We start from the raw sequence: 25,451 nt of genomic DNA on the forward strand, positions 1-25,451 counted from the left end.
AACCTCTAGCCGGCGATGATCTCCCCCATGTACTCCATCTGTTCCGATTCGGGGTTGTTGAAGTACTGCGGGTGCTCGGTCCCATCGTCGGAAGCGAACCGGCTGGCGCCGTACTGCTGGTCGTAGGGGTCGCGGCCGTGCACGAACCCGGGGACCCAACTGATCCAGTCGTCGTTGCCTCGTGTTGCGAACACGTTGCTGTCGTCGAATCCCGAGAGCTCGTCCACCGAATCCACACTCGTCCCGGGACTCCCCACGAATATCAGATTGTCGGCGTCGAGCCCCGCGTCGTCCGACGCCGCCGTCCCGGCAACGGTAGATCCGTAACTGTGCCCAACGACCGTGTTTCTTGACGGGCTGTCGTCCTCGTGGGTGAGACGCAACCCGTCCTGGAAGCCGCGAAGCTCCTCCTGGCCCTGTCTGGCCCATAGCTCACCGTCCGCCTGCCACGCAGCGGGGGTATCGTAGCCGATCCAGGCGATCGAGGCATGGTCAGCGTCCCGGTCCGCCGTAACGGCCGCGTCGTACATGTTGTCGGCGCGGCCGAGCTGGCCGTTCACGGCCGTCCACTCGATCCCGGTGCCGGGCACCAGCGTGGAGACGTTGTCCGCGGTGTCGGGGTTGCCGCGGGAGACGATGGAACGCTCCTCGTCCGGGTCCAACTCAAGCAGGTAGTACTCGTGGCCCTCGGATACCACCTCGCCATCTTCGACCTTGCCGTTTTCCAGAGTGTCCTGCAGGTCGACCAGCTCCTGCACTTCGGTACTTCCGAGATCGTCGTTCTCCCGGTTGAGCACCTCCTCGCGCGTGAGGTCTTCCTCTTCCAGCAGCCTGTCGACCTCATCGTCGAGGAAGTCCCGGTTGAGGTTGTTGCGCACGTCGGCGGGGATTCCGTTGAGGTCGCGGATGTGCTCGGGTTCCTCCTGCATCACCTCGGCGCGCTCGCCCGGGTCCAGCTCCTCCCACCAGTCGTTGACCTCCTCGGGCGAGGCATCCGGATCAGGGGCGAGCTCCGGATCGTCATCCCCGAAACCGAAGACCACGTTGTGGGTCTCGGGGCCGCCGTTCTCCCCGTCCCAGATCGCGGGGTCGGCGTTAACCGCCGTGTCCCCCACATCACCCCAGGTGTCCTGGAACTCCTCGTTCTCGCACAGATGAGCCAGACACGCGACGTCGCCGGCACCGTCCTCGATGCCGGCACCGAGATCAGTGGCCTGCGTGACCACCCCGTCGCCCCAGTCACCGGACGCCTCCGGAGCGGGGCTCACTTCAACGGGTGAGCCGGGATCCGCCGGGTCACCGCCCGTATCGGAATCCGGGTCGCCCTCCGTATCGGGCTCCTCATCAGGCGCTGCCTGGTCCGAGTCCTCAGCCGAGCAGTCCCCCTCCTGCCCGACACACGCCAGCGCGTCCGAGATCAACCCGAACACCTGGTTGGGTATGCCACTCCCGAACACGACCACGCCGATAGCGGCCACCAACAACAGGACCCCGCCGTACTCAATTAGGGACGCGCCGCGTTCAACAGCCTGATTCCGCCGGGGCATGGGGGGCACCAACCGTGTGGACGAATTGTGGGGTTTTGCTGAAAATACCGACGAAACAACAGCGGCCACCAGACCCAACAGGGCCCACAATCCACCCAAGAATTGGGCCCACGGGCCCAACCACGGAACGCGACGCGGCGCTACCCTCCGCCCCGACCGGGTCGGTGCACGGCGACGAGACACCAAGCGACGGACTGTCCTACTTACTCGCGGTCACCGAAATTGAGAACTTGTCCTCATCATCCAGCGGGTTCTCCGGGCCGCAACCAGCCAGCACCAGCAGGGCAGCGCCACCGCAGGCGAGCATGCCCGGCCGCTCATGCACTACTCATCCACACCACTGGGATCGATACACGGTGAGGACGCGCCGAGCGACAGATCCCCCTCGACGCTACTCCACAGCGACATCGTGAAGTCGTCCTTGTCGTGGCGCACATAGATCGACAGATCGTCGGGACGCTGGTCGTCGACCACCGTGTACCCATTGTCACTCCAGTACTCGTGCAACGCCTCGACGTGCTCCTCGTTCTCTTCAGGCGGCAGGCCGTCCAACCAGTACCGCTTGCTCACCGTGACAAGATCGGGGTTACTCCCACACGCGGAAGGGACCCCACCACCGAACGACTCAAGCTCCAGCGACTCCGGAAGCGCCGTGGTGGCCGTCTCCGTAATGTGCTCCTCGACCCGCTCCTCGGCCTGCTCCTCATCGAGCGGGCTCTCCGGACCGTCGTCCTCGACCTCCGGGCCGCAACCGGCCAGCACAAGCAAGGCAGCGCCACCGCAGGCGAACCCGGCCCGACTACTCACGAACTACTGACCCGCCCGGTCGGGTCGATACACGGCGAGGAAGCGCCAAGCGACAAGCTGCCCTGGGCGCTCTCGCGGACCGACATCGTGAAGTCGTCCTCGTCATTGCGCACATGCATGAACAGCTCGTCAGGGCGCAGGTCCTCAACCACCGTGTACCCGTTGTTACTCCAGTACTCGTGCAGCGCCTCGACGTACTCCTCGTTGTCCTCGGACTCCAGCCCCCGCAACCAGTACCGCTTGCTCACCGTGACGAGATCGGGGTTACTCCCACACGCGGAAGGGACCCCACCACCGAACGACTCAAGCTCCAGCGACTCCGGAAGCGCCGTGGTGGCCGTCTCCGTAATGTGCTCCTCGACCCGCTCCTCGGCCTGCTCCTTATCCAGTGGACTCTCCGGCCCCTCCTCCGACACCTCCGGACCGCAGCCAACCAGCACAAGCAAGGCAGCGCCACCGCAGGCCAAACCTGTCGACCATCTCATACGTCGCTCCAGTCGGTCGGTCTACTTCTTACCAGCGATGACATCGCCCATGTACACCATCTGCGAATCATCCGGATTGTCGAAGTAGTCACTGTGCCCGATTCCGTCATCGTCATCGGACTCGGACCCGGGCTCGGGCTTGGACTCGAACACGTTCGCACCGTATTCCTCGGAGGTCACATCCTGCCCATGCAGCCCTGCCCGAAAGTCCCCTACTATCTCGTCGTCCTTGGACCTGGTGGCGTGCACATTGTCTGGGTCGATCTCCAGATCTTCCACCTCATCCGACATAGCGCCGGGACTTCCCGTGAATATCAGATTGTCCGCGTCGAGGGAGTCGCTCGAGAAGAGCCTTGATTGCGCGCTCTCTCCGACCGCGGTCGACCCATAGCTGTGCCCGATGACCGTGTTGTTGGAGGGCGGCCCCTCGTGGGTCGCGCGCAGCCCGTCCTGGAAACCGACCAGCTCATCCTTTCCTCCCCGCGCGTGATAGTTGGAAAGTGCCTGCCCCCAGTTCGGGGTGTCGTAGCCGATCCAGGCGATCGAGGCGTTCTCAGCCTCCTCATCAGCTGCGCTGGCTGCCTCGTGCAGATCTTCGGCGCGACCCAGCTGGCCGTTCATGGCCTCCCACCCGATCCCGGTTCCGGGGACCAGCGTGGAGACGTTGTCGGCGGTGTCGGGGTTGCCGCGGGAGACGATGGAACGCTCCTCCTCCGGATCCAACGCGAGCAGATAGTACTCGTCGCCGTCCTCGTCGTTGAGCGTGTCCTCCAGCTTGACGAGCTCGCGCAGCTCCACCAGTTCATCGGGGAGGTCCTCATCCTCGGAATCGCTGGGGATCTCGCGCGCCTCCTCAAGCGTCATCCCTTCCTCCTCCAGCCTCCGCTGGGTCTCCTCTTCGAGGAAATCCTGGTTGAGGTTGTTGCGCACGATGGCGGGGATTCCGTTGAGGTCGCGGATGTGCTCGGGTTCCTCCTGCATCACCTCGGCGCGCTCGCCCGGATCCAGGTCCTCCCACCAGTCGTTGACCTCCTCGGGCGAGGCATCCGGATCAGGGGCGAGCTCCGGGTCGTCGCCCCCGAAACCGAAGACCACGTTGTGGGTCTCGGGGCCGCCGTTCTCCCCGTCCCAGATCGCGGGGTCGGCGTTAACCGCCGTGTCCCCCACATCACCCCAGGTGTCCTGGAACTCCTCGTTCTCGCACAGATGAGCCAGACACGCGACGTCGCCGGCACCGTCCTCGATGCCGGCACCGAGATCAGTGGCCTGCGTGACCACCCCGTCATCCCAGTCGCCGGACATCTCCGGAGCGGGATCCACTTCAACGGGTGCGTCGGGATCCGCCGGGTCACCGCCCGTATCGGAATCCGGGTCACCGCCCGTATCGGGATCGGGCTCCTCATCAGGCGCTGCCTGGTCCGAGTCCTCAGCCGAGCAGTCCCCCTCCTGCCCCACACACGCCAGCGCGTCCGAGATCAACCCGAACACCTGGTTGGGTATGCCACTCCCGAACACGGTCACCGCGATAGCGGCCACCAACAACAGGACCCCGCCGTACTCAATTAGGGACGCGCCGCGTTCAACAGCCTGATTCCGCCGGGGCATGGGGGGCACCAACCGTGTGGACAAATCGCGAGTTTCACCGAAGGTACCGAAATGAGAACAGCGGCCACCAGACCCAACAGGGCCCACAATCCACCCAAGAATTGGGCCCACGGGCCCAACCACGGAATAAGAATCCGGGTCACCGCACCGCTGGAGGCAACTGGAACTGGAGAGTCTCCCGGGCGGCCTCCCGCTCGGTCACGGTGATCGGCCCCAGCCCGCCGAGCGCGGCGATGACGTCCTCGACCAGCCGCGGCGGTGCCGACGCACCGGCGGTCAGCCCGACCACCCCGGCGTCAAGAAGCCATTCGGGCCGTATATCGCCAATGGTGTCGACGAGGTAAGCGGGGGTACCGCAACGATCGGCCAGCTCCATCAGCCGGACCGAGTTGGACGAGTTGCCCGACCCCACGACCAGCACCAGGTCCGACTCCTCCGCGATGTCGCGCAGCGCGTCCTGGCGGTTCGTCGTCGCGTAGCAGATGTCGTCCGAGCCTGGGCCGCGCAGTGCCGGGAACCGCTCGCGCAGCGCCTGGATGACCGCATTGGTCTCGTCCACCGCGAGGGTGGTCTGGGTCAGGTAGGACACGCGTTCGGGGTCGGGCACCTCCAGGTCGGCGACATCGTCGGGAGACTCCACGAGAACCGTGTGCTCGGGCGCCTCGCCCATGGTGCCCTCGACCTCCTCGTGCCCGTCGTGGCCGATGAGCACAACGGTGTCGCCCCGCCCGGCGAACCGCCTGGCCTCGGTGTGCACCTTGGTGACGAGCGGGCAGGTCGCGTCGATCACCCGCAGCCCGCGGCGCCCGGCCTCAGCGTGCACCGCCGGGGAGACCCCGTGCGCGGAGAATATGACCCTCGCGCCATCGGGGACCTCCTCCAGGTCCTCCACGAACACCGCGCCGCGCGCCTCAAGGTCGGCCACGACGTGCGTGTTGTGCACGATCTGCTTGCGCACGTAGAGCGGGGCACCCCATTGCCCCAGCGCCCGCTCCACCGCCTCGATCGCGCGTTCCACTCCGGCGCAGAACGATCGGGGCGCGGCGAGGAGCACGGTGCGGGGCCGCACCATGGGCAACAGGTCGGCCAGCGCGGCGCGGGCGGCGCGCTGGCCCCCGCTCTCCCCGCCGGAAGCGGCGACCCCGAGCCCGATGCGCCGGCCCGGCGCGGGGAGCAGCGCGGTCAGCACCGACGTGCCGGTGGCCTCCTCCGCGGGCCCGTCGAGGTGCAGCGGTCCGAAAGCGGTCGGCACTCCCCGGCGCGTTAGCTCACCCGCGAGGAGGGGGGCCGCTGGGCACTCGATCGGGCTCCGGGCAGGGTCGATCAGCTCGTCAGCGACGGTCACCATTGCCGTCCGCTGCGGGTCGGGCTCGTAGGCGGCGGTCATGTCGTTGTCTCCGGTGCCGGACATAAGTTCACCCTCCCGAGGGTCATCACGCGATCGCGCTTCTCGCTCAGTTCGTTGCCCCTGGTCAACGAGCCCGGCCCCGCTCCGCCGGCGCATCCCGGCACGGGGTGGTCCCACCGCGGCCGTGGCGCCCCGCTCTCGCCCGGCCGCGGTGGGCGCGAACGAGCCAGGCCCGTTCACGCTCGCGCTACTCTCAGGCGGGCGGCTCCGCGTCGCTGACGGAGCCGCCCGCCGAGCTGGGCTCGCGTTCGGTGGTGGCCAAGCTGGCGAGCGCGGCCAGCTCCGCCGCGGCCTGTTCCTGGGGGAAACAGGCGTGCAGGTCGTGCCGGGCGTTCGCGAGCAGCTCGTCGACCTGGCGACGGCTCCACTCCCGCGCGCCCGCGCTCTCGATCAGTTCCGCGGCGCGGGGGACCTCCGCACCGCTCAGCGGCTCGTCGTACGGTTCGCGCCCGTAGAGCGCGGCCAGCTCGTGCCCGGCCGGAGTGCCGGAAGCCAGGGCGGCCACCACGGGCAGCGACTTCTTCCGGTTGCGCAGGTCCGAGTGCGCCGGCTTGCCCGTGGTTTCGGGGTCGCCCCAGATCCCCAGCAGGTCGTCGACGAACTGGAACGCCATCCCGAGTCGCGCTCCGAAGGAGCGCATCCGCTCGACCCGCTCCGGCGGGGCCCCGCCGAACGCGGCACCGAGATGGCTGGCGCACCCGAGCAGGGCCGCGGTCTTGCGTTCGACCATGCTCAGGCACTCCCGCACACCGACGTCGACGCGCCGCTCGAACGCCATGTCGGCGCTCTGCCCGTCGATCAGGCTCAACACCGTGGCGTTGAGCCGGCGCGTGCCCTCGTGCGCGGCGGGGTGCCCACTGCTGGCCACGACGTCACACGCCAGAGTCAGCAGCGCGTCTCCGGCCAGGATCGCCGAGCTGCGCCCGTAGACACTCCACGCTGTTGGACGGTGGCGGCGGGTGACATCACCGTCCATAACGTCGTCGTGCAGCAGCGAGAAGTTGTGCACCAGCTCCACACCGACCGCGGCGGGCACGGCCGCGGTCGGCGCGCCGCCGACAGCCGTCGCCGACAGCAGCACCAGCGCGGGCCGGAGCGCCTTCCCGCCGTCGACACCACTCGGCCGGCCGTGCTCGTCCCACCAGCCGAAGTGGTACCCGGCGATGTCCCGCATTGAGGGGGGCAGGTTCGCCACCGCCTCGCGCAGCGCGGGGTCGACCAGTGTTCTGCTCCAGGCCAGCACCTCGCGGGCGGGGCGGCCATCGGTCACGTCGTCTATGGCGGCCATGACGCGCTGCCTCCCCTCAACGGCCGATCTCGACGTTCTCCAGGACCCCGAGCGCGTCGGGGACCAGGACGGCCGCTGAGTAGTAGGTGCTGACCAGGTAGGAGATAACCGCCTTCTCGTTGATGCCCATGAACCGCACCGACAGCCCCGGCTGGTACTCGTCCGGCAACCCCGTCTGGTGCAGGCCGACGACGCCCTCGTCCTTCTCGCCGGTGCGCATGGCGATGATGGAGCTGGTGCGGGTCTCGCTGATCGGGATCTTGGTGCACGGCAGCATGGGCACCCCGCGCCAGGCGACCACGCTGTGCCCGTTCATGTCGGCGCTCTGCGGGTAGATGCCCCGGGCGTTGCATTCCCGGCTGAACGCGGCGATCGCCTCGGGGTGCGCCAGGAAGTACTGCGACTTCCGGCGCCGGCTGAGCAGCTCGTCGAGGTCGTCGGGGGTGGGCGGGCCGGTGCGGGTGGGGATCCGCTGCTTGAGGTCAGCGTTGTGGAGCAGGCCGAACTGCCGGTTGTTCAGCATCTCGTGTTCCTGGCGCTCGCGCAGCGCCTCAATGGTCAACCGCAACTGCTGCTCGACCTGGTCCATGGGCTCGTTGTAGAGATCGGCCACCCGGCTGTGCACCCGCAGCACCGTCTGCGCCACACTCAACTCGTACTCGCGGGGAGACAACTCGTAGTCGACAAAAGTCCCCGAGATGCCCGACTCACCCTCGTGACCGGAGGCGACCTCGATCTCGGCCTCGCCGTACTTGTTCTGCCGACGGGGCGGGCTCGCCCGGTACGCCTGGACGTGCGCCCGCAACGCGTCCGAGCGCTCCACCAGCGTGTCGAACGTCTGCCGGGAGATCGCCAGCGCGGTGGTCCGGGTCACCGCCCGGACCGAGTACGCCCACCGCGCGTCGGAGTCCACCAGTGCGTGCGCGCCGAAGTGGTCCCCATCGATCAGCGTCTCCAGCACGACACCGTCGCCGTACTCCCCCGCACCGATCCGGTTCACCTTGCCGTGCGCGAGCAGGAACACCCGGTCGACCGGCTGGCCCGCGGTCGCGATCAGCTCGCCGGGCTGGTACTCGACCTGCTCGAAGCGGTCGGCCAGCTCGCCCAGCACGGCCTCGTCGCCGAAGCCGCGCAACAGCGGAAGTTCGCCGAGCTCCCGCGGGATGACCTGGACCTGGTCTCCGCTGGTGAGGAACGTGACGCGGCCGTCGCCGACGGTGTACGTCACCCGGCGGTTCACCCGGTAGGTCCCGGCGGTCGCCTCCACCCACGGCAGTACCCGCAGCAGCCACCGCGAGGTGATCCCCTGCATCTGCGGGACCGACTTCGTCGTGGTCGCCAGGTTGCGCGCGGCCCTGGTCCCCAGACTCTGCGGCGCCTGGGTATCGTCCGTGCTCGCATCGACCGTCACGATGCACACCACCAATCCATCTGCGTGTCACTGACTCGGGGCCGGCCCCGAGCGGGGCCGGCGGGTGGGAGTCCGCACCCTGGATGCGGGCCGCGCTCCGATCGGAGCGCCCGAGGCGCCCAGCCCGGTGGGCCCGCTGAGTATCTTCGCCACCACCAGGCGTGTTCGCGTGCAGCCGGCGTGGAGCGTCTCGTCCGCGTGAACGGATCGGCTCCCGCCTACCGCGCCGGTGGCTGCGGTGCTGGGTGGACTCCCGGCTCGACCGTGGCGGCGTCCGGCTAGCTTTCCCGGCCGATCTCGACGTTCTCCAGGACCCCGAGCGCGTCGGGGACCAGGACGGCCGCTGAGTAGTAGGTGCTGACCAGGTAGGAGATGACCGCCTTCTCGTTGATGCCCATGAACCGCACCGACAGCCCCGGCTGGTACTCGTCCGGCAGCCCCGTCTGGTGCAGGCCGATGACCCCCTGGTTGGCCTCGCCGGTGCGCATGGCGATGATGGAGCTGGTGCGGGTGTCGCTGACGGGGATCTTGTTGCAGGGAAGCAGGGGCACTCCGCGCCACGCCGGCACCTTCTGGCCGCCGATGTCAACGGCCTGCGGGTAGAGGCCGCGTCGGTTGCACTCCTGGCCGAAGGCGGCGATGGCCTTGGGGTGGGCCAGTAGGACCGAGGGGTCGCGCCACACGGTCGCCAACAGCTCGTCGAGGTCGTCGGGGGTGGGCGGGCCGGTGCGGGTGGGGATCCGCTGCTTGAGGTCAGCGTTGTGGAGCAGGCCGAACTGCCGGTTGTTCAGCATCTCGTGTTCCTGGCGCTCGCGCAGCGCCTCAATGGTCAACCGCAACTGCTGCTCGACCTGGTCCATGGGCTCGTTGTAGAGATCGGCCACCCGGCTGTGCACCCGCAGCACCGTCTGCGCCACACTCAACTCGTACTCGCGGGGAGACAACTCGTAGTCGACAAAAGTCCCCGAAATATCCGGCTCACCCTCGTGACCGGAGGTCACGGAGACGTCGGCCTCGCCGTAGCTGTTCCGCGGCAGTTCCGGCTCGGCGAGCAACCGCCGCAGGTGCGCCCACAGCGAGTCGGAGCGGTCAGCGATCTCGTCGAAGGCCTCCCGGCTGAGTTCGAGGACGGTACAGCCGGCGACCGCCTTGACCGTGTAGCTCCAACTGCTCTCGGACTCGATGAGCGCGTGGTCGCCGAAGTGGTCTCCGCCGATCAGCGTCTCCAGCACGACACCGTCGTCGTACTCCCCGGACCCGATCTTGTGGACCTTGCCGTGCGCGAGGAGGTGAACGCGGTCGACCGCTCCGCCCTTCTCCACGATGACGTCGCCCGGCTGGTACTCCCGCTGCTCGAACCGCCCGGCCAGTTCACCGAGGACCGCAACGTCGTCGAAGGTCCGCAGCGCCGGAAGCTCCCGCAGCTCCTCCGGGATGACCTGCACGTCGGTGCCGACGTTGGTGAACGTTACCCGCCCGTCGCCGATTGTGTACGTCACCCGGCGGTTCACTCGATAGACCCCGCCGCGGGCCTCCACCCACGGCAGCACCCGCAGCAGCCACCGCGAGGTGATCCCCTGCATCTGCGGGACCGACTTCGTCGTCGTCGCCAGGTTGCGCGCGGCCGCGGTACCCAGGCTCAGCTGCGACTGGTTGCTCTCCACACTCGGATCAGCCGTTTCCGTCACGACGCATACCACCAATCAATGTAGGCGCTAACAGATGAGGGTTGAGGGTTTCTCTTCGGGAACCGCACGGGCGCAGAGGGGGGCTCACACGCCACGGACGCGGTTCTCGCATTTCTGGCAACTCAAATGGATCTGCGAATTCAGTTCGTAGTCCACCCGCCGCTGTACGCGGCCGAGACCCTTCGTACCCCGGCGATCCTGCCGACATGCCCGCGCGTACGTTTTTTCTTCGACTACATCCGAGTAATTTGCGAACCGAGTGGATCTGGTCGCAAACACCATTCTGCTCGGCACCCGGCCCACCAACGACCACCTGCGAATACGGCCCGCCACTTGATTTCCGGCCATGATGGATCGCACACGGGCAACGCCCGCTGCTGTTAATTGCGCGCTTCCCCGCATCCCCCGGAAACCAGCACGATATGGGCATTAGAGGAACCGATTACTGGAGAACTACGAACTAACCTAAAAATCCGTAATCGGGGCATCAACCCGGAGGAACACGAACAAGAAAGGCATTCGACCGCCGATGGCCGCGCCGCATCGGCGGCGCGGCGCTCGTCGTACGGTCGCCGGCGGATGGGGACGCGCCCCTGCCCGGCACGGCGCGCTCCGAGTAAGACTCAGGCCAACCAGCCCGGCCGCACCAGTCCCGACTCGTAGGCGATCACCACGAGCTGCGCGCGGTCGCGCGCGCCGAGCTTCGTCAGAACCCGGCTCACGTGTGTCTTGGCGGTCGCCGGGCTCACCACGAGCCGGCGGGCGATCTCCTCGTTGGACAGCCCTGCGGCCACCGCCGCCACCACCTCGCGCTCGCGGTCGGTGAGGCTGTTCAGCATGGGCGCGGGTGGCGGTTCCTTGAGCCGGCCGGCGAACTCGCTGATGAGCCGGCGGGTGACAGTGGGCGCCAGCAGCGCGTCGCCCCTCGCGGCCACCCGCACGCCGTGCACCAGTTCCATGGGCTCGGTGTCCTTGACCAAGAAGCCGCTGGCTCCCGCCTTCAGCGCTCCGTAGACGTACTCGTCCAGGTCGAACATCGTGAGTATGACGACCTTGACGTCCCGGAGCCGCTCGTCGGCGACGATGTTCCGCGTGGCCTCCAGACCGTCGACGACCGGCATGCGGATGTCCATCAGGACCACGTCGGGGCGCTCCACCCGCGCCAGCCGTGCCGCCTCGGCGCCGTCGCTCGCCTCGCCGACAACGGATAGGTCCGGCTCGCCGTCGACTATCGAGCGGAAACCCGCACGCACCAGGGTCTGGTCGTCGGCGATGACGACCCTGACCGTAGTGTCCGCGGTCGCGCCGCCTCGGTTCACGATCGTCCACCCCCACTAGCACTGCCGGTAGCCCTTTCATACCAGGCGGGAGGCGCCACGGCACGGGGTCTCGGCCCGGCCGGAAGAAGACGCCGGGTGGTACGTCACTCAAGGGTGGTGGCAGCACCACCGCCGGCCGGGAGGCGGGCTTGTACCCGGAACCCGCCCTCCCGCGGACGTGGTTCCGCGGTGAGGTCGCCGCCCACCGAGGCGGCCCGTTCGCGCATGCCCCGCAGCCCCGCGCCCTCCGTTGCCGCCTCTCCGGGCGGGCCCTGCCCGTCGTCGTCGACCTGGACCGTCACGCTGTCGCCCGCGTAGTGCACACGCACGGTCGCGGACGTGCCCCCCGAGTGCCTCATGGCATTCGTGAGAGCCTCCTGGACGACGCGGTAAGCCGCCAGCTCCACCTGGGCGGGCAGCGGGACCGGCTCACCGTCCACGGTGACCGTGACGGGCAGCCCCGACTGCGTCACCTGGGCAGCCAACTCGTCCAGGCGCGCCAGGGAGGGGACGGGGGTGACCGGGAGTGGGTCGGCGGTCCCGTCCGACTGCCGCAGCACCCCGAGCGTCGACCTGAGCTCGCGCAACGTCTCCTTGCTGGCCCGCCGGATCGATTCCAGGGTGTCGTAGGCCTGTTCAGGGTCACGACGGTGTGCCGCGGCCCCGGCCTGCACGTTGATCAGCGAGATGTTGTGCGCGATGACGTCGTGCAGCTCCCGGGCGATACGCAGCCGCTCCTCGGTGGCGCGGCGGCGTGCCACTTCCTCGCGGCTCCGCTCGGCCTCCACCGCCCGCTGCTGGTACTCGTGCAGGTACGCGCGCCGGTTCCGGGCGATCTCCCCTGCCGCCAGTACCACGATCAGCCAGGACAGCACCATGACGGACCGGCCCAGCTCGAACTGGACCGCCTCGCCGGCCAGGAAGAACCCGAACGCCACGGCGATTCCGGCGATCGCGGACCGCCGGTGCCGCTCCGAGGCCAACCGGAAGAAGCCAACCGCGAACGGGGCCCACCCGGCGACGCCATCCACAGAACCGAGCATGAAGTACAAGGGGGTCGCGGCGCCCACGACGATCCCGGTGACCAGCGGCCACCGGCTCAGGACGGCCAGCGCGGCCGCCGCGGCGAGCAGCATCGCCAGGCTGGCGGCCTTCATCGGCGCTCCGGTTATGGCGGCTGTCAGCACCTCGATGACGGCCATTACCGCGCACAAGACAGCCGCCACCGCGACATCCAGCGAGGTGCCGGACAACCTCGCCAACGGGAACCGCGTTCGCACGCGCAACCACCCCTCCCCCGCGACCGCCGGGACCGGCGGGACGCGACCGGCGCCGCGCCTGCTTCCATGGTGCCGACCGCTCGGCAACGATCCTGGTGGAGGGACTGGCCGCCGCGCGTCCGCCTTACGGAGGCACCCCTACTACGCCGCGCGATGTAGGTCGCGGGGCGCGCCCGCGGGTCCGCGAACGCCAGGACCGGCGTTCTCCGCGTCCGGCCCCGCTGGGGCGCCGGCCACCCGCTCAGGACGCGGCGCCGCCGCGCCCCATGGTCGTGCCCGCACCGCGCAGCCGGAGGCTCAGCACGAACAGCACCGCGCCGAACACCAACGCGTAGACGCCGATGATCCAGGCCACCGCGACGGCGGCGGTCACCGGCCAGAACCACACCAGCAGCCCGAAGAGCACGGAGAGGATCCCGGCGAGAATGAGGAGCCACTCCCCTTCGAGCTCCGCACGCAGCCGGACCGCCGTGAAGATCTCGAAGATCCCGGTGGCGAACGCCCAGGCACCGATGACGACCACCAGGACGAGCACGGTGATCCCGGGCCAGATGATCGCCGCCGCACCGAACACCAGCCCGAAGATCGCCTCAAGCACCAGGGGCAACCGGTGCGCGCTGCCGGTGCGCACCGACGCGAGAGCGGCGAGGACCCCGTCGGCGAGGGCGTACACGCCGAACACCACGGCGAGCGCGAGCAGCGTGATCCCCGGCCAGAGCAGGGCCAGGAGGCCGAAGACGATCGCCGCGGCGCCGCGCACGGTGAGCACCCACCAGTCGCGCGCCAGGAACTCCAGCATGTCTCCCCCGCTCGTCGAGTAATCACCCAGGGCCGTGCCCGGCTGCCCCCACAGTGATCCCCACGACGCGGAAATACTACCCGGAGTAGTCACCCCGGTGGCATGCGTGCGGTGAATGGCGGTACCCGAGAGGCACCGCCATTCACCGCTGCATGGGACGTACCGGTTGGTCAGGCGCGTCCGGGGTAGGAGCGCTGTCCCGGCCCGGTGTAGAGCTGGCGGGGACGGGCGATACGGGAAGTCTGGTCGGCCGCCTGCTCCCGCCAGTGGGCGATCCACCCCGGCAGCCGGCCGATCGCGAAGAGGACGGTGAACATGGTGGTCGGGAAGCCCATAGCCCGGTAGATGACGCCGGTGTAGAAGTCGACGTTGGGGTAGAGCTTGCGCTCGGTGAAGTAGGGATCGGCGAGCGCCTTCGCTTCGAGCTGCAGCGCCAGCTCGAAGAGCTCGTCGGGCCGCTCCTGGTTGTCCAGGATCTGGCTCGCCAGACCTTTGATCTCCTTGCTGCGCGGGTCGAAGTTCTTGTACACCCGGTGCCCGAAGCCCATGAGCCGGGTCTCGCGGGCCTTCACCCGCTCCAGGAAGGTGTCGAGGTCGGTGCCGCTTGAGCGGATCTCTTCGAGCATCTCCAGGACGGCCTGGTTGGCGCCGCCGTGCAGCGGGCCGAAGAGGGCGTGGATACCGCCGGAGACGCTGCCGTAGATGTCGGCCTCCGAGGACCCCACGACGCGCACCGTCGCCGTGGAGCAGTTCTGCTCGTGGTCGGCGTGCAGGATCAGCAGCAGGTCCATCGCCTTGACGAACAGGGACCCGAGCTCGCCCTCGCCCTTCTCCTTGCCGAACGTCATGTGCAGGAAGTTCTCGACGTAGCCGAGGGACGGGTCGGGATCGACAGGCTGTTCGCCGATGGAGTTGCGGTAGATGTGTGCCGCGATCGTCGGCAGCTTGGCCAGCAGCCGGATCGTGGCGAGCTCGACCTGGTCGGGGTCGGAGAGGTCGACGCTGTCGGGGTAGTAGGCGGCGAGGAGGTTGACCGCGCTACCGAGGAGGGTCATGGGGTGGCCCTCGCGCGGGAGGGCGTCGAGCATCGTCCGCATTTCGTCGGGGATGCCGGCGTTCTGCCGCAGCTTGTCGGCGAGTTCCTTGAGTTCCCCCGGCCCCGGGAGCTCCCCGTAGATGAGCAGGTGACAGACCTCGATGAACGAGCTACCCGTGGCGAGCTCCTGGATGGGGTAGCCGCGATAGCGAAGGATGCCGGCATCGCCGTCGATATAGGTGATCGCCGAGCTACACGAGGCCGTGTTGACGAAACCGGGATCGAGGGCGACCTTTCCGGTCTTCGCCAGGAGCGACTTCACCTCGATGGCCTCGTCGCCCTCACTCCCAGTCAGGACGGGGAGACTCAGCGCACCCTCGCCGTACTGGAGCTCTGCCGTGCGCTCTTTACCTTCTTCACTCATGCCCGAGTCTACCTTTCCAGGCGGGGGATGCAGGGTGCGCGGGGTGCAGGACACCGCGGCGCGAGAGCCCTACACGTGTTAATCCGTTGACACTATGCTGTTTCATTAAACTTCTATGGAGTAAAACCATACAATTCTCCCGCATCGAGGCACAGGTGATGTGCGGCACACCCGCGCAGCAACATTTGTTCCACGAAATAGAAAGAATTTCGTTTCTTCGCACACAGTGGATCAACGCATAATTACGCCATGAACACAAAGTTGCGCGCGATCCGCGTCACCCCCTCGCTTCCGAGCCGACCGTTGCCCTCGCGGGCGCCTGGAGGCCGGAAACCTTCGGGCACCTCCGGTGTGCCGCCCCGGCCGGCTCCGCCACTCGCGGCCACCACACCTACGGACCCTCCAGAACCCCGGCGGCGCCCGACTGTGCTTTCTGGGCTCGCACGCTCGCGGGCGCCCCGGTAGTGCTCGTGGACGGCTCCGGGCGCCGCGGCGTCCGGGCGAACGGGGCGAGGACCGCGATGATCGCGGGCAGCACCGCAAGCGCGAGCACGGGCCCCTGGTAGGACCCCGCGATGTCGTGGCCCAGCGAGAGCAACAGCGGCGCCACCGCGGTGGAGGCCACCGCGACCGACTGCGTCAGGCCGCGCAGCGAACCAAGCGTGGCGGTCCCGTAGTAGTACGGGAAGGCCGCCGCCTCGACAGCGCGGGCGCCGGCGGCTGCCGCTCCCAGAGATGCGCCGTAGACCACCGCTGTCACCCCGGGCGACACGAACGGGAGCATCCCCAGCGCCCCGATGTGCATCAGCATGGATACGAAGATCAGTTTCTTCGGCGCGAACCGGTCGGTGGCCGAGCTGAACACGAGGGAGGCCCCCAGCCCGGCGACCGTCTGCGGGAGGAAGTTCGCGGCCGCCTGGGTGGGCGTGAGCCCCTGCTCGCCCAGCACCGCGATCTGGTGGAAGAACACCGCGGTCCCCACCAGCCCGCTGCACGCCACGGCACCGCAGATGACCCAGAACATCGACGTTCGGACGACCTCGCGCACCGCCCAGGCCGGCTCCGCCGGGCCGTCAGTGGACTCCGACTCCTCATCGTCGGACGAGCGCCGCACCCCCCGCATGCCCCAGAACGCGATCGGGAGCACCACCACCCAGATCAGCGAGGCCTCCAGCAGCAGCGCGCCGCGCCAGTCGACCAGCGCGATCACGCGCTCTATCACCAGGGGGAACAGGGAGATCCCGGCCGTGCCGGCCGCGCTGGTGATGCCGAGCATGGTGCCCCGCCTGCGCGTCACCGCGATCCCCACCACGGTAGTGGCGATCAGCGTCATCCCGCCCTGGCCCATCGCGCGTACCCCCACGAACGCGACAGTGAGCCCCACCACTTCCTGGACCGCCGCCAGCAGGCTGAGAAACCCGCCGAACGCAAGCGCGACAGCCGCCAGGACGCCCCGTACCCCGAACCGGTCGACAGCACGGCCGATCCACGGCAGCGCGAGCGCGCCACTGAGCGTGCCAACCAGGTACGCCGCCGACACGAGCGACCGGCTGACGTCCAGGTCGGCGATGATGTGGTCGACGAAGATGGAGAGCCCGGCCGTCTGGCCCGGGCCGCTCAGCGCGAGAACGGCCCCCGACATGGCGACCAGGGCTCCTGCCCGAGGGGGCTTCCGACGAGCGGAGGCGCCGGCGACAGTGCTGCCGTCGGTCGCTGCGGATGCGGGGGAGGTCAGGTAGACCACCTTCTTCGTCGCGCGGCCGGGGTCATCCAGGCGGACCAGAATCATGGGGCGGTGGGATGAATTTTCGCGCCACCCAGCACGTCACCCTCGGGATTGCCAAGGGCACGCGGCGACACGATCCCACAACCCGGCGTCCCGGCGCCGTTGCCGGGCGTACCGCGGCTATTTTTCCAGTTGGCCTACCACCGGTGGTCACCGGCACCCCGGTTGCGCGGGAACGGTGGCGTCACTCGTCGGGTTCGGTCCCGCCGGCGAGCAACGGTTCCAGTACCAGGTCGGGGTTGTCGCGTTTGATGACCCGCAGGCGGTACTTGTTGTGGATCAGTACCAGCAGCTCGCCATCGGCGCGGCGCTTGAGTACCTCCGCGCCGGACAGCGCGTGCGCGGCCGGGGCGCAGGTGGCGTCGGTGCGCCGGGCGAGCGTGTAGTCGAGGTGGGCCAGCTCGATGGGGGCGTTGAACTCTTGGGCCATCCGGTCGGTGACCACGTCGAACTGCAGCGGACCCACCGCCGCCAGCACCGGCGCCTGCTCACCCCGCACCTCCGAGGACAGCACCTGCACCACACCCTCGGCATCCAGTTGGGCGATACCACGCTGGAACTGCTTATAACGGCTGGCATCCTTGGCCCGGCACACCGCGAAATGCTCCGGCGCGAAACTCGGGATCGCCGGGAACTCCACCTTCGGCCCCGTGTACAAGGTGTCGCCCACACTCAACGCATTGGCGTTGACCAGCGCGATCACATCACCCGGGTAGGCGTCTTCGACGGTGGAGCGCTCGCTGCCGAACACCGCCTGGGTGTACTTCGTAGCGAACGGGCGCCCCGTGGCCCCATGGGTCAGCACCATCCCGCGATCGAAGCGCCCCGAGGCGATGCGCAGGAACGCCATCCGGTCGCGGTGGGCCTTGTCCATATTGGCCTGCATCTTGAAGACCTGCCCGGAAAACGGGGCCGAGACCGGGCGCGCACCCCCGTGCGCGTCGGGCTTGTCCCCAGGCGCCGGCGCGAGGTCGACCAGCGTGTTCAGCAACGAGGAGATACCGAAGTTGGGCAGGGCAGCGCCGAACAGCACCGGCGAAGACTCCCCCGCCAGAAACGACTCCTCCTCGAAATGCGCCCCGATCTCCCCGAGCAGATCCAACTCCTCGGTGGCTTGGACCCATTCCTGGCCCTCGACCTCGCCGGCCTGCTCCGGATCGATGTCCTCCTCCACCGCACGGGTGGCACCCCCCGGCGTGCGATACAGCTTGGTGTAGCGCCCCGTGGCCCGATCCACCAGCCCCCGGAAATCGCCCGCGATCCCCACCGGCCAGTTCAACGGAGCCGGCCGCAACCCGATCCGCTGCTCGACCTCATCCAACAGCTCCAAGGGCTCCCGGCCCGGCCGGTCCCACTTGTTGACAAACGTGATCACCGGAACCCGCCGCGCCCGGCACACCTCGAAGAGCTTCAGCGTCTGCGACTCCAGGCCCTTGGCCGAATCCAGCAGCATGATCGCGCAGTCCACCGCCGAGAGCACCCGGTAGGTGTCCTCGGAGAAGTCGGCGTGGCCCGGCGTGTCGAGCAGGTTGAGCACACAGTCGCCATAATCGATGCGCAACGCCGCCGACGTGATCGAGATCCCCCGGGCCTGCTCCATCTCCATCCAGTCCGAGGTCACACCCTTACGCTCGCCCTTACCATGCACCGCCCCCGCCGACGTGATCGCCGCCGCGTGCAACGCCAACGCCTCGGTCAACGTGGACTTGCCCGCATCCGGATGCGAAATCACCGCGAACGTCCGCCGCCGCGCCGCCTCACCCACAACCTCTTGGGACTGCTGCCTGTCGGCTACCACACTCACGGCCGTCTCCTCCCCGTGTTCGCTCACCGATGCTCGCTCGGGACGCACCACCGCCCCGTCCGGCGGGATCAGCCGAACCCTCCGCGCGCGTCCCGGTTCGTCTTCGAAGGGGGCGGGTCCGGCGCGCATCACAACCGGTAGCGGGCGCCCGGGACACCAACGCCGCAGCGCGGCGAAATCATCCACATGGCGAGCACGGACCACCCTATGCCCCTACTGAGCACGGCTGGCACGCGCGCACCGCTGTACCGCGGGGCCCGCGGTCCCCCGGCGCGGCAGACTTGGTACGGACATTACGAGTCATCGGTGAGGTTTTCACTGCTTCTCGAGCATCCTGGGATGGGAGGCTGGTGGCGCGGTCGCCTTGACTGGATCTCCGGCTCGTGCTCCGCCAACGGCCCTATGTACCGCCCGAAGTGGCAAGTACGGATCAACGGTGGTGAGAGCGATGAACAACAGGCTCCACGGATGGGGCGCCTTCGCCGCGACCATGATGCTGCTCGCCGGTGCGTTCCTGCTGATACAGGGGATCGCGGCAATGGCGACACCGGTGTTCTTCGTCGGCGCCGAGGCCGATCTCATGATGGCGACCTTCATGGCCTGGGGTGTGGTGCTCGGAATCCTCGGCGTGCTGAAACTGCTAAGCGGTATCGCGCTCTTCACGGGCCGGATGTGGGCCCGGACCGCCGGGGTCGTGCTGGCCGGAATCAGCGCCGTCGTGCAGCTCGGATTCCTCAGCGCGTTCCCGATCTGGTCGCTGGCGATCATCGCCGTGAACGTCGTGGTGATCTACGGGCTCACGGCGGGCTGGTCGATGGCGCCCGCTGGGGGCGTGCCGGAGGAGGAGGCGGCCTACGCTTCCTCCTCGTACCAGGCCGGCCGCAGTGATGCCACTCGGGCGCCAACGCAGCGTGGCGGCGCCCACGAGCGCCCCGAGCGCGCTGGCGGCGGCGCGACCAGCGGCTCCTCCGGATAGCGAGGACCAGAGCGAAGACACCGGCCGATCGTCGGCCGGGAGCAACGGCTCCGAACCGTTCTGCGTGTCCGGACCGGGCGGGGCATCACGGCATGGCGCCGGCCGCCCGGCTCCCGGGATCGCGGAGCACGGCTCCCAGCGAACCGGTCACGAACGCCATGGCCTGGTCGAAGCGGGCCCAGGGTACGGGCTGGTCGGGGGCGCGCAACCAGGTCCGGAGTACGTTGTTGTGCGCGGCGATGACCGAAGCGGCCAGCGCCTCGCCGGCGAGGACCTTCGGGCCGTCCGTCTCGCCCTGTGCGAGGTAGTGGCTGAAGGCGTTCTGGTACCGCGCGGTCATGGCGATCTCGCGGTCGCGCAACCGCGGCACCGCGCGCACCAGCCGGTAGCGGGGGATCGTGATCTCGGGGGCACCCACGTAGCCCTGGAAAACCATCCTGGCGGCGGAGCACACGGTGCCCACGGGGTCGTTCTCCGGGCTCGCGGCCAGGTAGCGGGTGACCGTATCGAACAGCACGTAGTGCTCGGCGAAGAGGATGTCCTCCTTGGAGCCGAAGTGCCGGAAGAGGCTCCGTCTGCTCACGCCGGTGGCCACGGCGATGTCGTCCATCGTGGTCGCCTCGTATCCCGCGTCGCCGAAGAGCCGCACCGCGGCGGTCACCACCTCACGAGGCCCTGGATACTCCGACCGCCCTCGCTCACCCGCGTCGCGTTTCGCCGCGCCCATGCTTCTCCTCGTCTCGCCTCCCCGGGGAGCATAGCCGCCCCCGTATGCCCGAGAAACACGCACACCGTCTAGTCTGACACTTGATGCCATTATTTGGCACGCAGTGCCAGAACCAGGAGAGAGCGAGGAGCCCTCATGAGTGACTTCACCCTGTTCACCACCAGCGACGAGCACGAGGAGCTCCGCGAAGCCGTGCGCGCCATCGCCGACGACAAGATCGCCCCGAACGCCGCCGCGGTCGACGCCAACGCCGAGTTCCCGCAGGCGGCCTACGACGCGCTGCGTGCCACCGACTTCCACGCGGCGCACATCCCGGAGGAGTACGGGGGCGTCGGCGCGGACGCGCTGGCGACCTGCATCATCATCGAGGAGGTGGCCCGCGCCTGCGCCTCGTCCTCGCTCATCCCCGCGGTCAACAAGCTCGGCACGATGCCCCTCATCCTGGGGGCGTCCGAGGAGGTCAAGCACCGCTATCTGGCACCAACGGCCCGCGGCGAGGCGATGTTCTCCTACGGGTTGTCCGAGCGCGAGGCCGGTTCCGACACGGCCAGCATGCGCACCCGGGCGGCGGCGGACGGCGACGGCTGGGTCCTGAACGGCCAGAAGTCCTGGATCACCAACGCCGGCGTGAGCGAGTACTACACCGTCATGGCGGTTACCGACCCCGACGGCCCGCGCGGCCGCAACATCAGCGCGTTCGTGGTGCACGCCGACGACCCCGGCTTCACCTTGGGCGAACCCGAGAAGAAGCTCGGCATCAAGGGCTCCCCGACCCGGGAGCTGTTCTTCGACGACGCCCGGATCCCGGGCGACCGCCTCGTCGGCGATCCGGGTGAGGGCCTGCGCATCGCGCTGCGCACCCTCGACCACACCCGCGTCACCATTGGCGCCCAGGCGGTCGGTATCGCGCAGGGTGCGCTCGACCACGCCACGGCCTACGTCAAGGAGCGCACGCAGTTCGGCACGGCCGTCGCCAACTTCCAGGGCGTCCAGTTCATGCTCGCCGACATGGCCATGAAGCTCGAAGCGGCCCGCCAGATGGTCTACGTCGCCGCGGCCAAGTCCGAACGCGGCGACGACGACCTGCCGTTCTTCGGTGCCGCGGCGAAGTGCTACGCCTCGGACACCGCCATGGCCGTCACCACCGACGCGGTCCAGCTCCTCGGCGGTGCCGGCTACGTCAGCGACTTCCCACTGGAACGCATGATGCGCGACGCGAAGATAACCCAGATCTACGAGGGCACCAACCAGATCCAGCGCCTGGTGATGGCCCGGAAGCTGCTGGAGGGCTGACGGCGGCCTTCTTGACCTGGGAGGGGCCGTGTCCGCGCCCGGGATCCGGGCAGCGCCGACCCCGCTCGGGTGCCGTGCCGCGGCGTTTGCGCCCCGTGCGCCTCCCGTGGTTGCGTCCTGCCATGACGACAGGAGACGAGCAGCACCGCTGGTGGCAGTGCTACAGGGGCCACGTGTTCGAGCACGGCCCCGTACCCGAGGGTGAGCAGCTGCAATGCCCGGAGTACGACGCGGACGGCTGGTGCGGCACCTCCTTCGTCTTCATGCCGTTCCCGTCGCGGGAGGCCGCCGAGGCCGGCCTCATTATCGGTCGGCCGCGCTGGGCCCCGTGGGCGGGCTAACCGGATTCGAGGCTGGCGGGCGGGGCGCCGCCCGGTCCGCGGAGGCACGCGCGCCCAACCGCCCGGCCGCCCACACGCCGGTACCCCAGTGACGGCCGTGGCCGGGTGAGGCCAGAAGTCGCCGGCCACGCTCGGAAGAGCTAAGATTGCCCGGCGATGGCCAGAATGGCGACTTCCGCAGTCCTCCTCCCGCTCTACGCCCTCGATCTCGCGAGGCGCTACTGGGCCCCCTTGTTGTGCGTGTACGTGGCGGGCACCGCCCTGCACGCTCTGGCGCTGCGCGGCGTCGCCAAGCTCGGCCAACAGGACGAGATCTTCGGCATGGTCGGTGTGAGCGTCTCGCTGCTGGTGACGCTCGCGACGACGATCATCATGTTCCACATGCTGCGTCCCGGCCTGCCGACGCTGGACCAGGAACTGTCCGAGCGCTCCGCGCGTGCTCGCCGGGGCACGCCCCAAGCCCCCGGCCAGGTCTCGGTCAACGAGCGGGAACGCCGCCTTGTGGACGCCATCGCCATGGCGATCCTGCCGTTCCTGGCCTTCTACAGCGCGTGGGGGCTGGTCGGCGAGGAGTTCCAGAGCTATGCCCTGCAGGTCTACAACGACGCCGGGCCGGAGGCGTACGCGTTTGTCTCCGACTTCGACCGGGTCGGCGCGCCGCTGATCGTCGCCCTGGGTGCCTTCTGCGTGCGCGCCGGGGTGGAGGCCCTCTACAACCGCACCGAGTCCAAGATCCTGGGGCTGCTCACCGCCCTCCTTGAGGCCATCTGGGTCTTCTTCGCGATCGTCACGGTCTCGCCGCTCCTGAGCGACGCGCGCGCGTGGTTCGGGGAGCGGGTCGTGTGGGCCGAGATCCAGTCGCTCTACACGGACGGGCTCATCTGGCTCTCCGATGTCACCTCCATTCCCGTGCTCACCCTCGCCTCATCCATCGCGGGCACGGTCGCCTGGGTGTGGAACCTGCTGAAGGACGGTCTGGTGGAGCCGCTGCTGTGGCTCACCATCGCCGCCGTGGTGTTCGGGGCGGACGTCGACCGCACCGAGACCCTGTTCCGCGGGCAGCGCCGGGTCGAGCGACTGCACCGGACCGCGATGGAGCATACGCCGGGCATGGTGGCGCGGGTGACATCGGTCGTGGGCGGTACCTACCGCGACAAGTACGTGCCGTTCGTGAACGCCCTGCGGTTCATTCTCAGCGTCAGTCCGGCCTACTACCTGTCGTTCTGCCTGTACTACGCCCTGCTTGAACTGGGATTCGGCTGGCTGGAGCGCGGGGTGTTCATCGCCGTCGGGCCCGAGGACTTCCTCTCGTGGTGGTGGCCCTGGCTCACCCCCATCGAGTTCGTGGTCGAGGGGCTCCACGAGTTCTTCCGGGTGTGCCTGCTGGCGGCCGCCTTCGAGCTGACGCTGCGCCGCGGGGGCGGCAGGACCAGTGGGCGGCGGCGCGCTCCGCGCCGCGCCGACCACTTCGGGATGTGAGGGACGCGGCAACCGCCCGCGCCGCGAAGAGCGGACCGCGCACGAGCGGCGCCTATGCGGCGACCGGGGTCACTCGCCTTCGGGCTCGCGGTACGGGAACGAGAGGGCCTCGGGCTTGGGGGGGTTCTCCTCAGAGTCGGGGTCGTGCCCGTGGTCCTCGCCTTCGAGACTCTCCGTGTACTCCTCAAGCTCGGCCAGGGCTTCCTCGCTGGTCATGTCGTGATCGATCTCGGGGTCGTGCGTGGCGACCGCGACCTCGAACCGCAGGCTCGACACCGCGTCCTCGGGGACCTCGAAGGTCGCGACGATCGTGGTCTGCTCGCCCACCGGCATCGGCTCCGTTCCCGACGGAGCGGTGCACTTGATCCCGTCGGCCGTGGCGACATCCTCGGGGAGCTCCGTGGGCGCGAGGGCTGTTTCCCAGGTACGCCCCTGGCCATCAAGGGCACGGAAGGCGCAGAGCGAGTACAGCCGGTCGGTGGCGAGCTGGTCGTCGGGCGTCACCTTGAATGCCGCGCTGACCTCACGCACGCCGGGAGCAGGCTCCTCGTCCTCGGTCACCGAGCCCACGTATTCCCACTCGGAGCCGGCGAGCCGGGCGGTGTCGCCCGACACCGGAGTCGCTTCCGGTGGAATGACGCCGCGATCGAGCATGTCCTGGCGCTCCAACCACCAGGGGATCCCCAGCGCCGTCGGCAGCAACACGACCAGGGTCAGGATGTACGGGAGGTGCGCACGCCACCTGGACTTCTGCATCTGGTGCCGCTGGCCCTGCGGGGCGGGCGGCTGCTGTGCTCCCCAACCCGGCTGCGGCCCGGGCTGCCCTGGAGGACCAGGTGGGCCGGGAGGGTGCCCGTGTCCTGGTGGCGGAGCGCCATGCCCGGGCGGAGGAGGCCCCTGGGGTGTGCCTTGTGGCGGCGGGCCCTGAGAGGGCGGGCCGGGCGGCGGACCTTGCGGTGGCGGAGGCCCAGGCGGAGGCCCAGGCGGAGGCCCAGGCGGAGGCCCAGGCGGAGGCCCAGGGGGCGGCCCCGGCGGCGGACCTTGTGGCGGCCCAGGGGGCGGCCCCGGCGGTGGGCCGGGGGGTCGGCCGGGCGGCGGGCCCTGAGGGGGCGGTCCCGGCGGCGGACCTTGCGGTGGCGGAGGCCCGGGCCTCTGGGGGCCTTGAGGGCCCTGCGGAGGCGGTGGATGGCCCGGGTTCGCATGCGGCGGCCCGTACGGGCCCGGCTGGGGCGGCCGGTACGGCGGCTCAGTCATTCGTGGCACCGTCCTTCTCGCCGGTCGGCTCGGCGGGGGCGCGGCGTTCGTCCGCGAGGCCGCCGGACTGGTCGCCCCCCGTTACCTCGACGGTCTCAGCGGCCTCGTCGATCCGCGTGGACAGCTCCTCGTCACGCAACCCCAGGTCCACCACGGCCTCGCTGGACAACCGATCGTCCACCGCCGCCCCCGCGGACACGGCCGTGACCCGAAGAGTGGGATCGATGATCTTTTCGGGGGGCAGTTCGAAGGCGAGCGAGCCCGTCACGGGAATCCCCGCCTGGAGGGGGCTCGCCCCCAAGCCGCCGGACGGCAGCGGGCTGGACACCCTACCCGCGTAGCTGGTGTCGCCGCACTCCAGCCGCACGGGATCATGGATGGCCATTGACTCCTTCGTCGCCTCGATCGTCACCGTGATCACCATCCAGACGTAGTCGGGGTCGGCTTCGGTTCCCGTGAGGGGCTCGAAGTCTCCTCCGGCGATGTCGTGGCCGAACCGCACTTCGTCCACTTCGAGGGTGAACCGGGACGCGTCCACCACCTCGCTGGCGTCTCCCGAGTACGCGATGGGCGCTACCCGCTGGTCGAACTCGACGTGGTAGGCACGGGTCACCCCGATAAGCGCCAGTAGGAGCACACTCAGGGCGGCGGTCAGCAGCAACCGGGGCAGGCTTCGATGGGGCGGGGTCATCGC

At 69.0% G+C, this 25,451-nt stretch carries 21 protein-coding genes; 4 read left to right on the top strand and 17 right to left on the bottom strand.

Features of this window, described 5'->3' with window-relative positions; translation table 11 throughout:
• Positions 1–5 precede the first annotated feature (5 nt).
• The 14 genes from F4561_RS28635 to F4561_RS28700 all read right to left on the bottom strand — a co-directional run bounded on the left by F4561_RS28635 (position 6) and on the right by F4561_RS28700 (position 18,687).
• On the bottom strand, positions 6–1,547 hold the full coding sequence (locus F4561_RS28635; RefSeq protein WP_184584827.1) for an alpha/beta hydrolase: 1,542 nt from the start codon (positions 1,545–1,547) through the stop codon (positions 6–8).
• Between the two features lie 324 nt (positions 1,548–1,871).
• A complete protein-coding gene (locus tag F4561_RS28640) occupies positions 1,872–2,354 on the bottom strand; it encodes a hypothetical protein (RefSeq protein WP_312885687.1) in 483 nt (160 codons plus the stop codon).
• Positions 2,351–2,794, bottom strand: a complete 444-nt coding sequence (locus F4561_RS28645; protein WP_184585342.1) for a hypothetical protein — start codon at positions 2,792–2,794, stop codon at positions 2,351–2,353. Before F4561_RS28645 ends, F4561_RS28640 begins: the two co-directional genes overlap by 4 nt.
• A 66-nt stretch (positions 2,795–2,860) precedes the next feature.
• Positions 2,861–4,444, bottom strand: a complete 1,584-nt coding sequence (locus tag F4561_RS28650) for an alpha/beta hydrolase (RefSeq protein ID WP_184584828.1) — start codon at positions 4,442–4,444, stop codon at positions 2,861–2,863.
• A gap of 139 nt (positions 4,445–4,583) precedes the next feature.
• The gene (locus F4561_RS28655; protein ID WP_246438179.1) at positions 4,584–5,855 is read right to left on the bottom strand and encodes a 4-hydroxy-3-methylbut-2-enyl diphosphate reductase; all 1,272 of its coding nucleotides are present in this window, start codon (positions 5,853–5,855) and stop codon (positions 4,584–4,586) included.
• 190 nt (positions 5,856–6,045) lie between these two features.
• Positions 6,046–7,140, bottom strand: coding sequence for a family 2 encapsulin nanocompartment cargo protein polyprenyl transferase (locus tag F4561_RS28660; protein ID WP_184584829.1), 1,095 nt, complete (start codon positions 7,138–7,140; stop codon positions 6,046–6,048).
• Positions 7,141–7,156: 16 nt separating this feature from the next.
• On the bottom strand, positions 7,157–8,551 hold the full coding sequence (locus F4561_RS28665; RefSeq protein ID WP_184584830.1) for a family 2B encapsulin nanocompartment shell protein: 1,395 nt from the start codon (positions 8,549–8,551) through the stop codon (positions 7,157–7,159).
• 278 nt (positions 8,552–8,829) lie between these two features.
• Positions 8,830–10,134: a family 2B encapsulin nanocompartment shell protein gene (locus F4561_RS28670; protein WP_184585344.1), complete on the bottom strand. Its 1,305-nt coding sequence runs from the start codon at positions 10,132–10,134 to the stop codon at positions 8,830–8,832.
• A 728-nt stretch (positions 10,135–10,862) separates the two neighbouring features.
• Positions 10,863–11,558: a response regulator gene (locus F4561_RS28675; protein ID WP_184584831.1), complete on the bottom strand. Its 696-nt coding sequence runs from the start codon at positions 11,556–11,558 to the stop codon at positions 10,863–10,865.
• A gap of 104 nt (positions 11,559–11,662) precedes the next feature.
• Complete coding sequence (locus F4561_RS28680; RefSeq protein ID WP_312885746.1) at positions 11,663–12,838, bottom strand: sensor histidine kinase; 1,176 nt, start codon at positions 12,836–12,838, stop codon at positions 11,663–11,665.
• A 241-nt stretch (positions 12,839–13,079) separates the two neighbouring features.
• Positions 13,080–13,637, bottom strand: coding sequence for an HdeD family acid-resistance protein (locus F4561_RS28685; RefSeq protein ID WP_184584832.1), 558 nt, complete (start codon positions 13,635–13,637; stop codon positions 13,080–13,082).
• 170 nt (positions 13,638–13,807) lie between these two features.
• A complete protein-coding gene (locus tag F4561_RS28690) occupies positions 13,808–15,097 on the bottom strand; it encodes a citrate synthase (RefSeq protein ID WP_184584833.1) in 1,290 nt (429 codons plus the stop codon).
• 391 nt (positions 15,098–15,488) lie between these two features.
• Positions 15,489–16,739 (bottom strand): MFS transporter, encoded by a 1,251-nt coding sequence (locus F4561_RS28695; RefSeq protein ID WP_184585346.1) that lies wholly within the window; start codon positions 16,737–16,739, stop codon positions 15,489–15,491.
• Between the two features lie 328 nt (positions 16,740–17,067).
• Positions 17,068–18,687, bottom strand: coding sequence for a peptide chain release factor 3 (locus F4561_RS28700; protein WP_312885690.1), 1,620 nt, complete (start codon positions 18,685–18,687; stop codon positions 17,068–17,070).
• Positions 18,688–19,135: 448 nt separating this feature from the next.
• Between F4561_RS28700 and F4561_RS28705 the strand changes: the two genes are divergently transcribed.
• Positions 19,136–19,663: a DUF7144 family membrane protein gene (locus tag F4561_RS28705; protein ID WP_184584835.1), complete on the top strand. Its 528-nt coding sequence runs from the start codon at positions 19,136–19,138 to the stop codon at positions 19,661–19,663.
• Positions 19,664–19,748: 85 nt separating this feature from the next.
• Here the strand turns inward: F4561_RS28705 and F4561_RS28710 are convergent, their stop codons facing one another.
• Positions 19,749–20,390 (bottom strand): TetR/AcrR family transcriptional regulator, encoded by a 642-nt coding sequence (locus F4561_RS28710; protein ID WP_184584836.1) that lies wholly within the window; start codon positions 20,388–20,390, stop codon positions 19,749–19,751.
• Positions 20,391–20,525: 135 nt separating this feature from the next.
• Here F4561_RS28710 and F4561_RS28715 point away from each other — a divergent pair, with 135 nt between their 5' ends.
• The 3 genes from F4561_RS28715 (at position 20,526) to F4561_RS28725 (ending at position 23,503) form a co-directional block, all read left to right on the top strand.
• On the top strand, positions 20,526–21,683 hold the full coding sequence (locus F4561_RS28715) for an acyl-CoA dehydrogenase family protein (protein WP_184584837.1): 1,158 nt from the start codon (positions 20,526–20,528) through the stop codon (positions 21,681–21,683).
• A 122-nt stretch (positions 21,684–21,805) separates the two neighbouring features.
• Complete coding sequence (locus tag F4561_RS28720; RefSeq protein WP_184584838.1) at positions 21,806–22,024, top strand: hypothetical protein; 219 nt, start codon at positions 21,806–21,808, stop codon at positions 22,022–22,024.
• A gap of 165 nt (positions 22,025–22,189) precedes the next feature.
• Entirely contained in the window at positions 22,190–23,503 is a 1,314-nt protein-coding gene (locus tag F4561_RS28725) for a hypothetical protein (RefSeq protein WP_184584839.1), read from the top strand.
• A 69-nt stretch (positions 23,504–23,572) separates the two neighbouring features.
• Here F4561_RS28725 and F4561_RS28730 read toward each other — a convergent pair whose 3' ends face one another.
• Positions 23,573–24,259 (bottom strand): hypothetical protein, encoded by a 687-nt coding sequence (locus F4561_RS28730; RefSeq protein WP_184584840.1) that lies wholly within the window; start codon positions 24,257–24,259, stop codon positions 23,573–23,575.
• A 490-nt stretch (positions 24,260–24,749) separates the two neighbouring features.
• Entirely contained in the window at positions 24,750–25,448 is a 699-nt protein-coding gene (locus tag F4561_RS28735; protein WP_184584841.1) for a hypothetical protein, read from the bottom strand.
• Positions 25,449–25,451: the final 3 nt, after the last annotated feature.

This window comes from Lipingzhangella halophila, from assembly GCF_014203805.1.
GTDB lineage: Bacteria > Actinomycetota > Actinomycetes > Streptosporangiales > Streptosporangiaceae > Lipingzhangella > Lipingzhangella halophila.

Excerpts from the sequence above, each read along its gene's own strand:
- F4561_RS28635 (WP_184584827.1), bottom strand. The coding sequence starts at position 1,547 with ATGCCCCGGCGGAATCAGGCTGTTGAACGCGGCGCGTCCCTAATTGAG.
- F4561_RS28650 (WP_184584828.1), bottom strand. The coding sequence starts at position 4,444 with ATGCCCCGGCGGAATCAGGCTGTTGAACGCGGCGCGTCCCTAATTGAG.
- F4561_RS28655 (WP_246438179.1), bottom strand. The coding sequence starts at position 5,855 with ATGTCCGGCACCGGAGACAACGACATGACCGCCGCCTACGAGCCCGAC.
- F4561_RS28660 (WP_184584829.1), bottom strand. The coding sequence starts at position 7,140 with ATGGCCGCCATAGACGACGTGACCGATGGCCGCCCCGCCCGCGAGGTG.
- F4561_RS28670 (WP_184585344.1), bottom strand. The coding sequence starts at position 10,134 with ATGCAGGGGATCACCTCGCGGTGGCTGCTGCGGGTGCTGCCGTGGGTG.
- F4561_RS28685 (WP_184584832.1), bottom strand. The coding sequence starts at position 13,637 with ATGCTGGAGTTCCTGGCGCGCGACTGGTGGGTGCTCACCGTGCGCGGC.
- F4561_RS28690 (WP_184584833.1), bottom strand. The coding sequence starts at position 15,097 with ATGAGTGAAGAAGGTAAAGAGCGCACGGCAGAGCTCCAGTACGGCGAG.
- F4561_RS28695 (WP_184585346.1), bottom strand. The coding sequence starts at position 16,739 with ATGTCGGGGGCCGTTCTCGCGCTGAGCGGCCCGGGCCAGACGGCCGGG.
- F4561_RS28705 (WP_184584835.1), top strand. The coding sequence starts at position 19,136 with ATGAACAACAGGCTCCACGGATGGGGCGCCTTCGCCGCGACCATGATG.
- F4561_RS28710 (WP_184584836.1), bottom strand. The coding sequence starts at position 20,390 with ATGGGCGCGGCGAAACGCGACGCGGGTGAGCGAGGGCGGTCGGAGTAT.
- F4561_RS28715 (WP_184584837.1), top strand. The coding sequence starts at position 20,526 with ATGAGTGACTTCACCCTGTTCACCACCAGCGACGAGCACGAGGAGCTC.
- F4561_RS28720 (WP_184584838.1), top strand. The coding sequence starts at position 21,806 with ATGACGACAGGAGACGAGCAGCACCGCTGGTGGCAGTGCTACAGGGGC.
- F4561_RS28725 (WP_184584839.1), top strand. The coding sequence starts at position 22,190 with ATGGCGACTTCCGCAGTCCTCCTCCCGCTCTACGCCCTCGATCTCGCG.
- F4561_RS28730 (WP_184584840.1), bottom strand. The coding sequence starts at position 24,259 with ATGCAGAAGTCCAGGTGGCGTGCGCACCTCCCGTACATCCTGACCCTG.
- F4561_RS28735 (WP_184584841.1), bottom strand. The coding sequence starts at position 25,448 with ATGACCCCGCCCCATCGAAGCCTGCCCCGGTTGCTGCTGACCGCCGCC.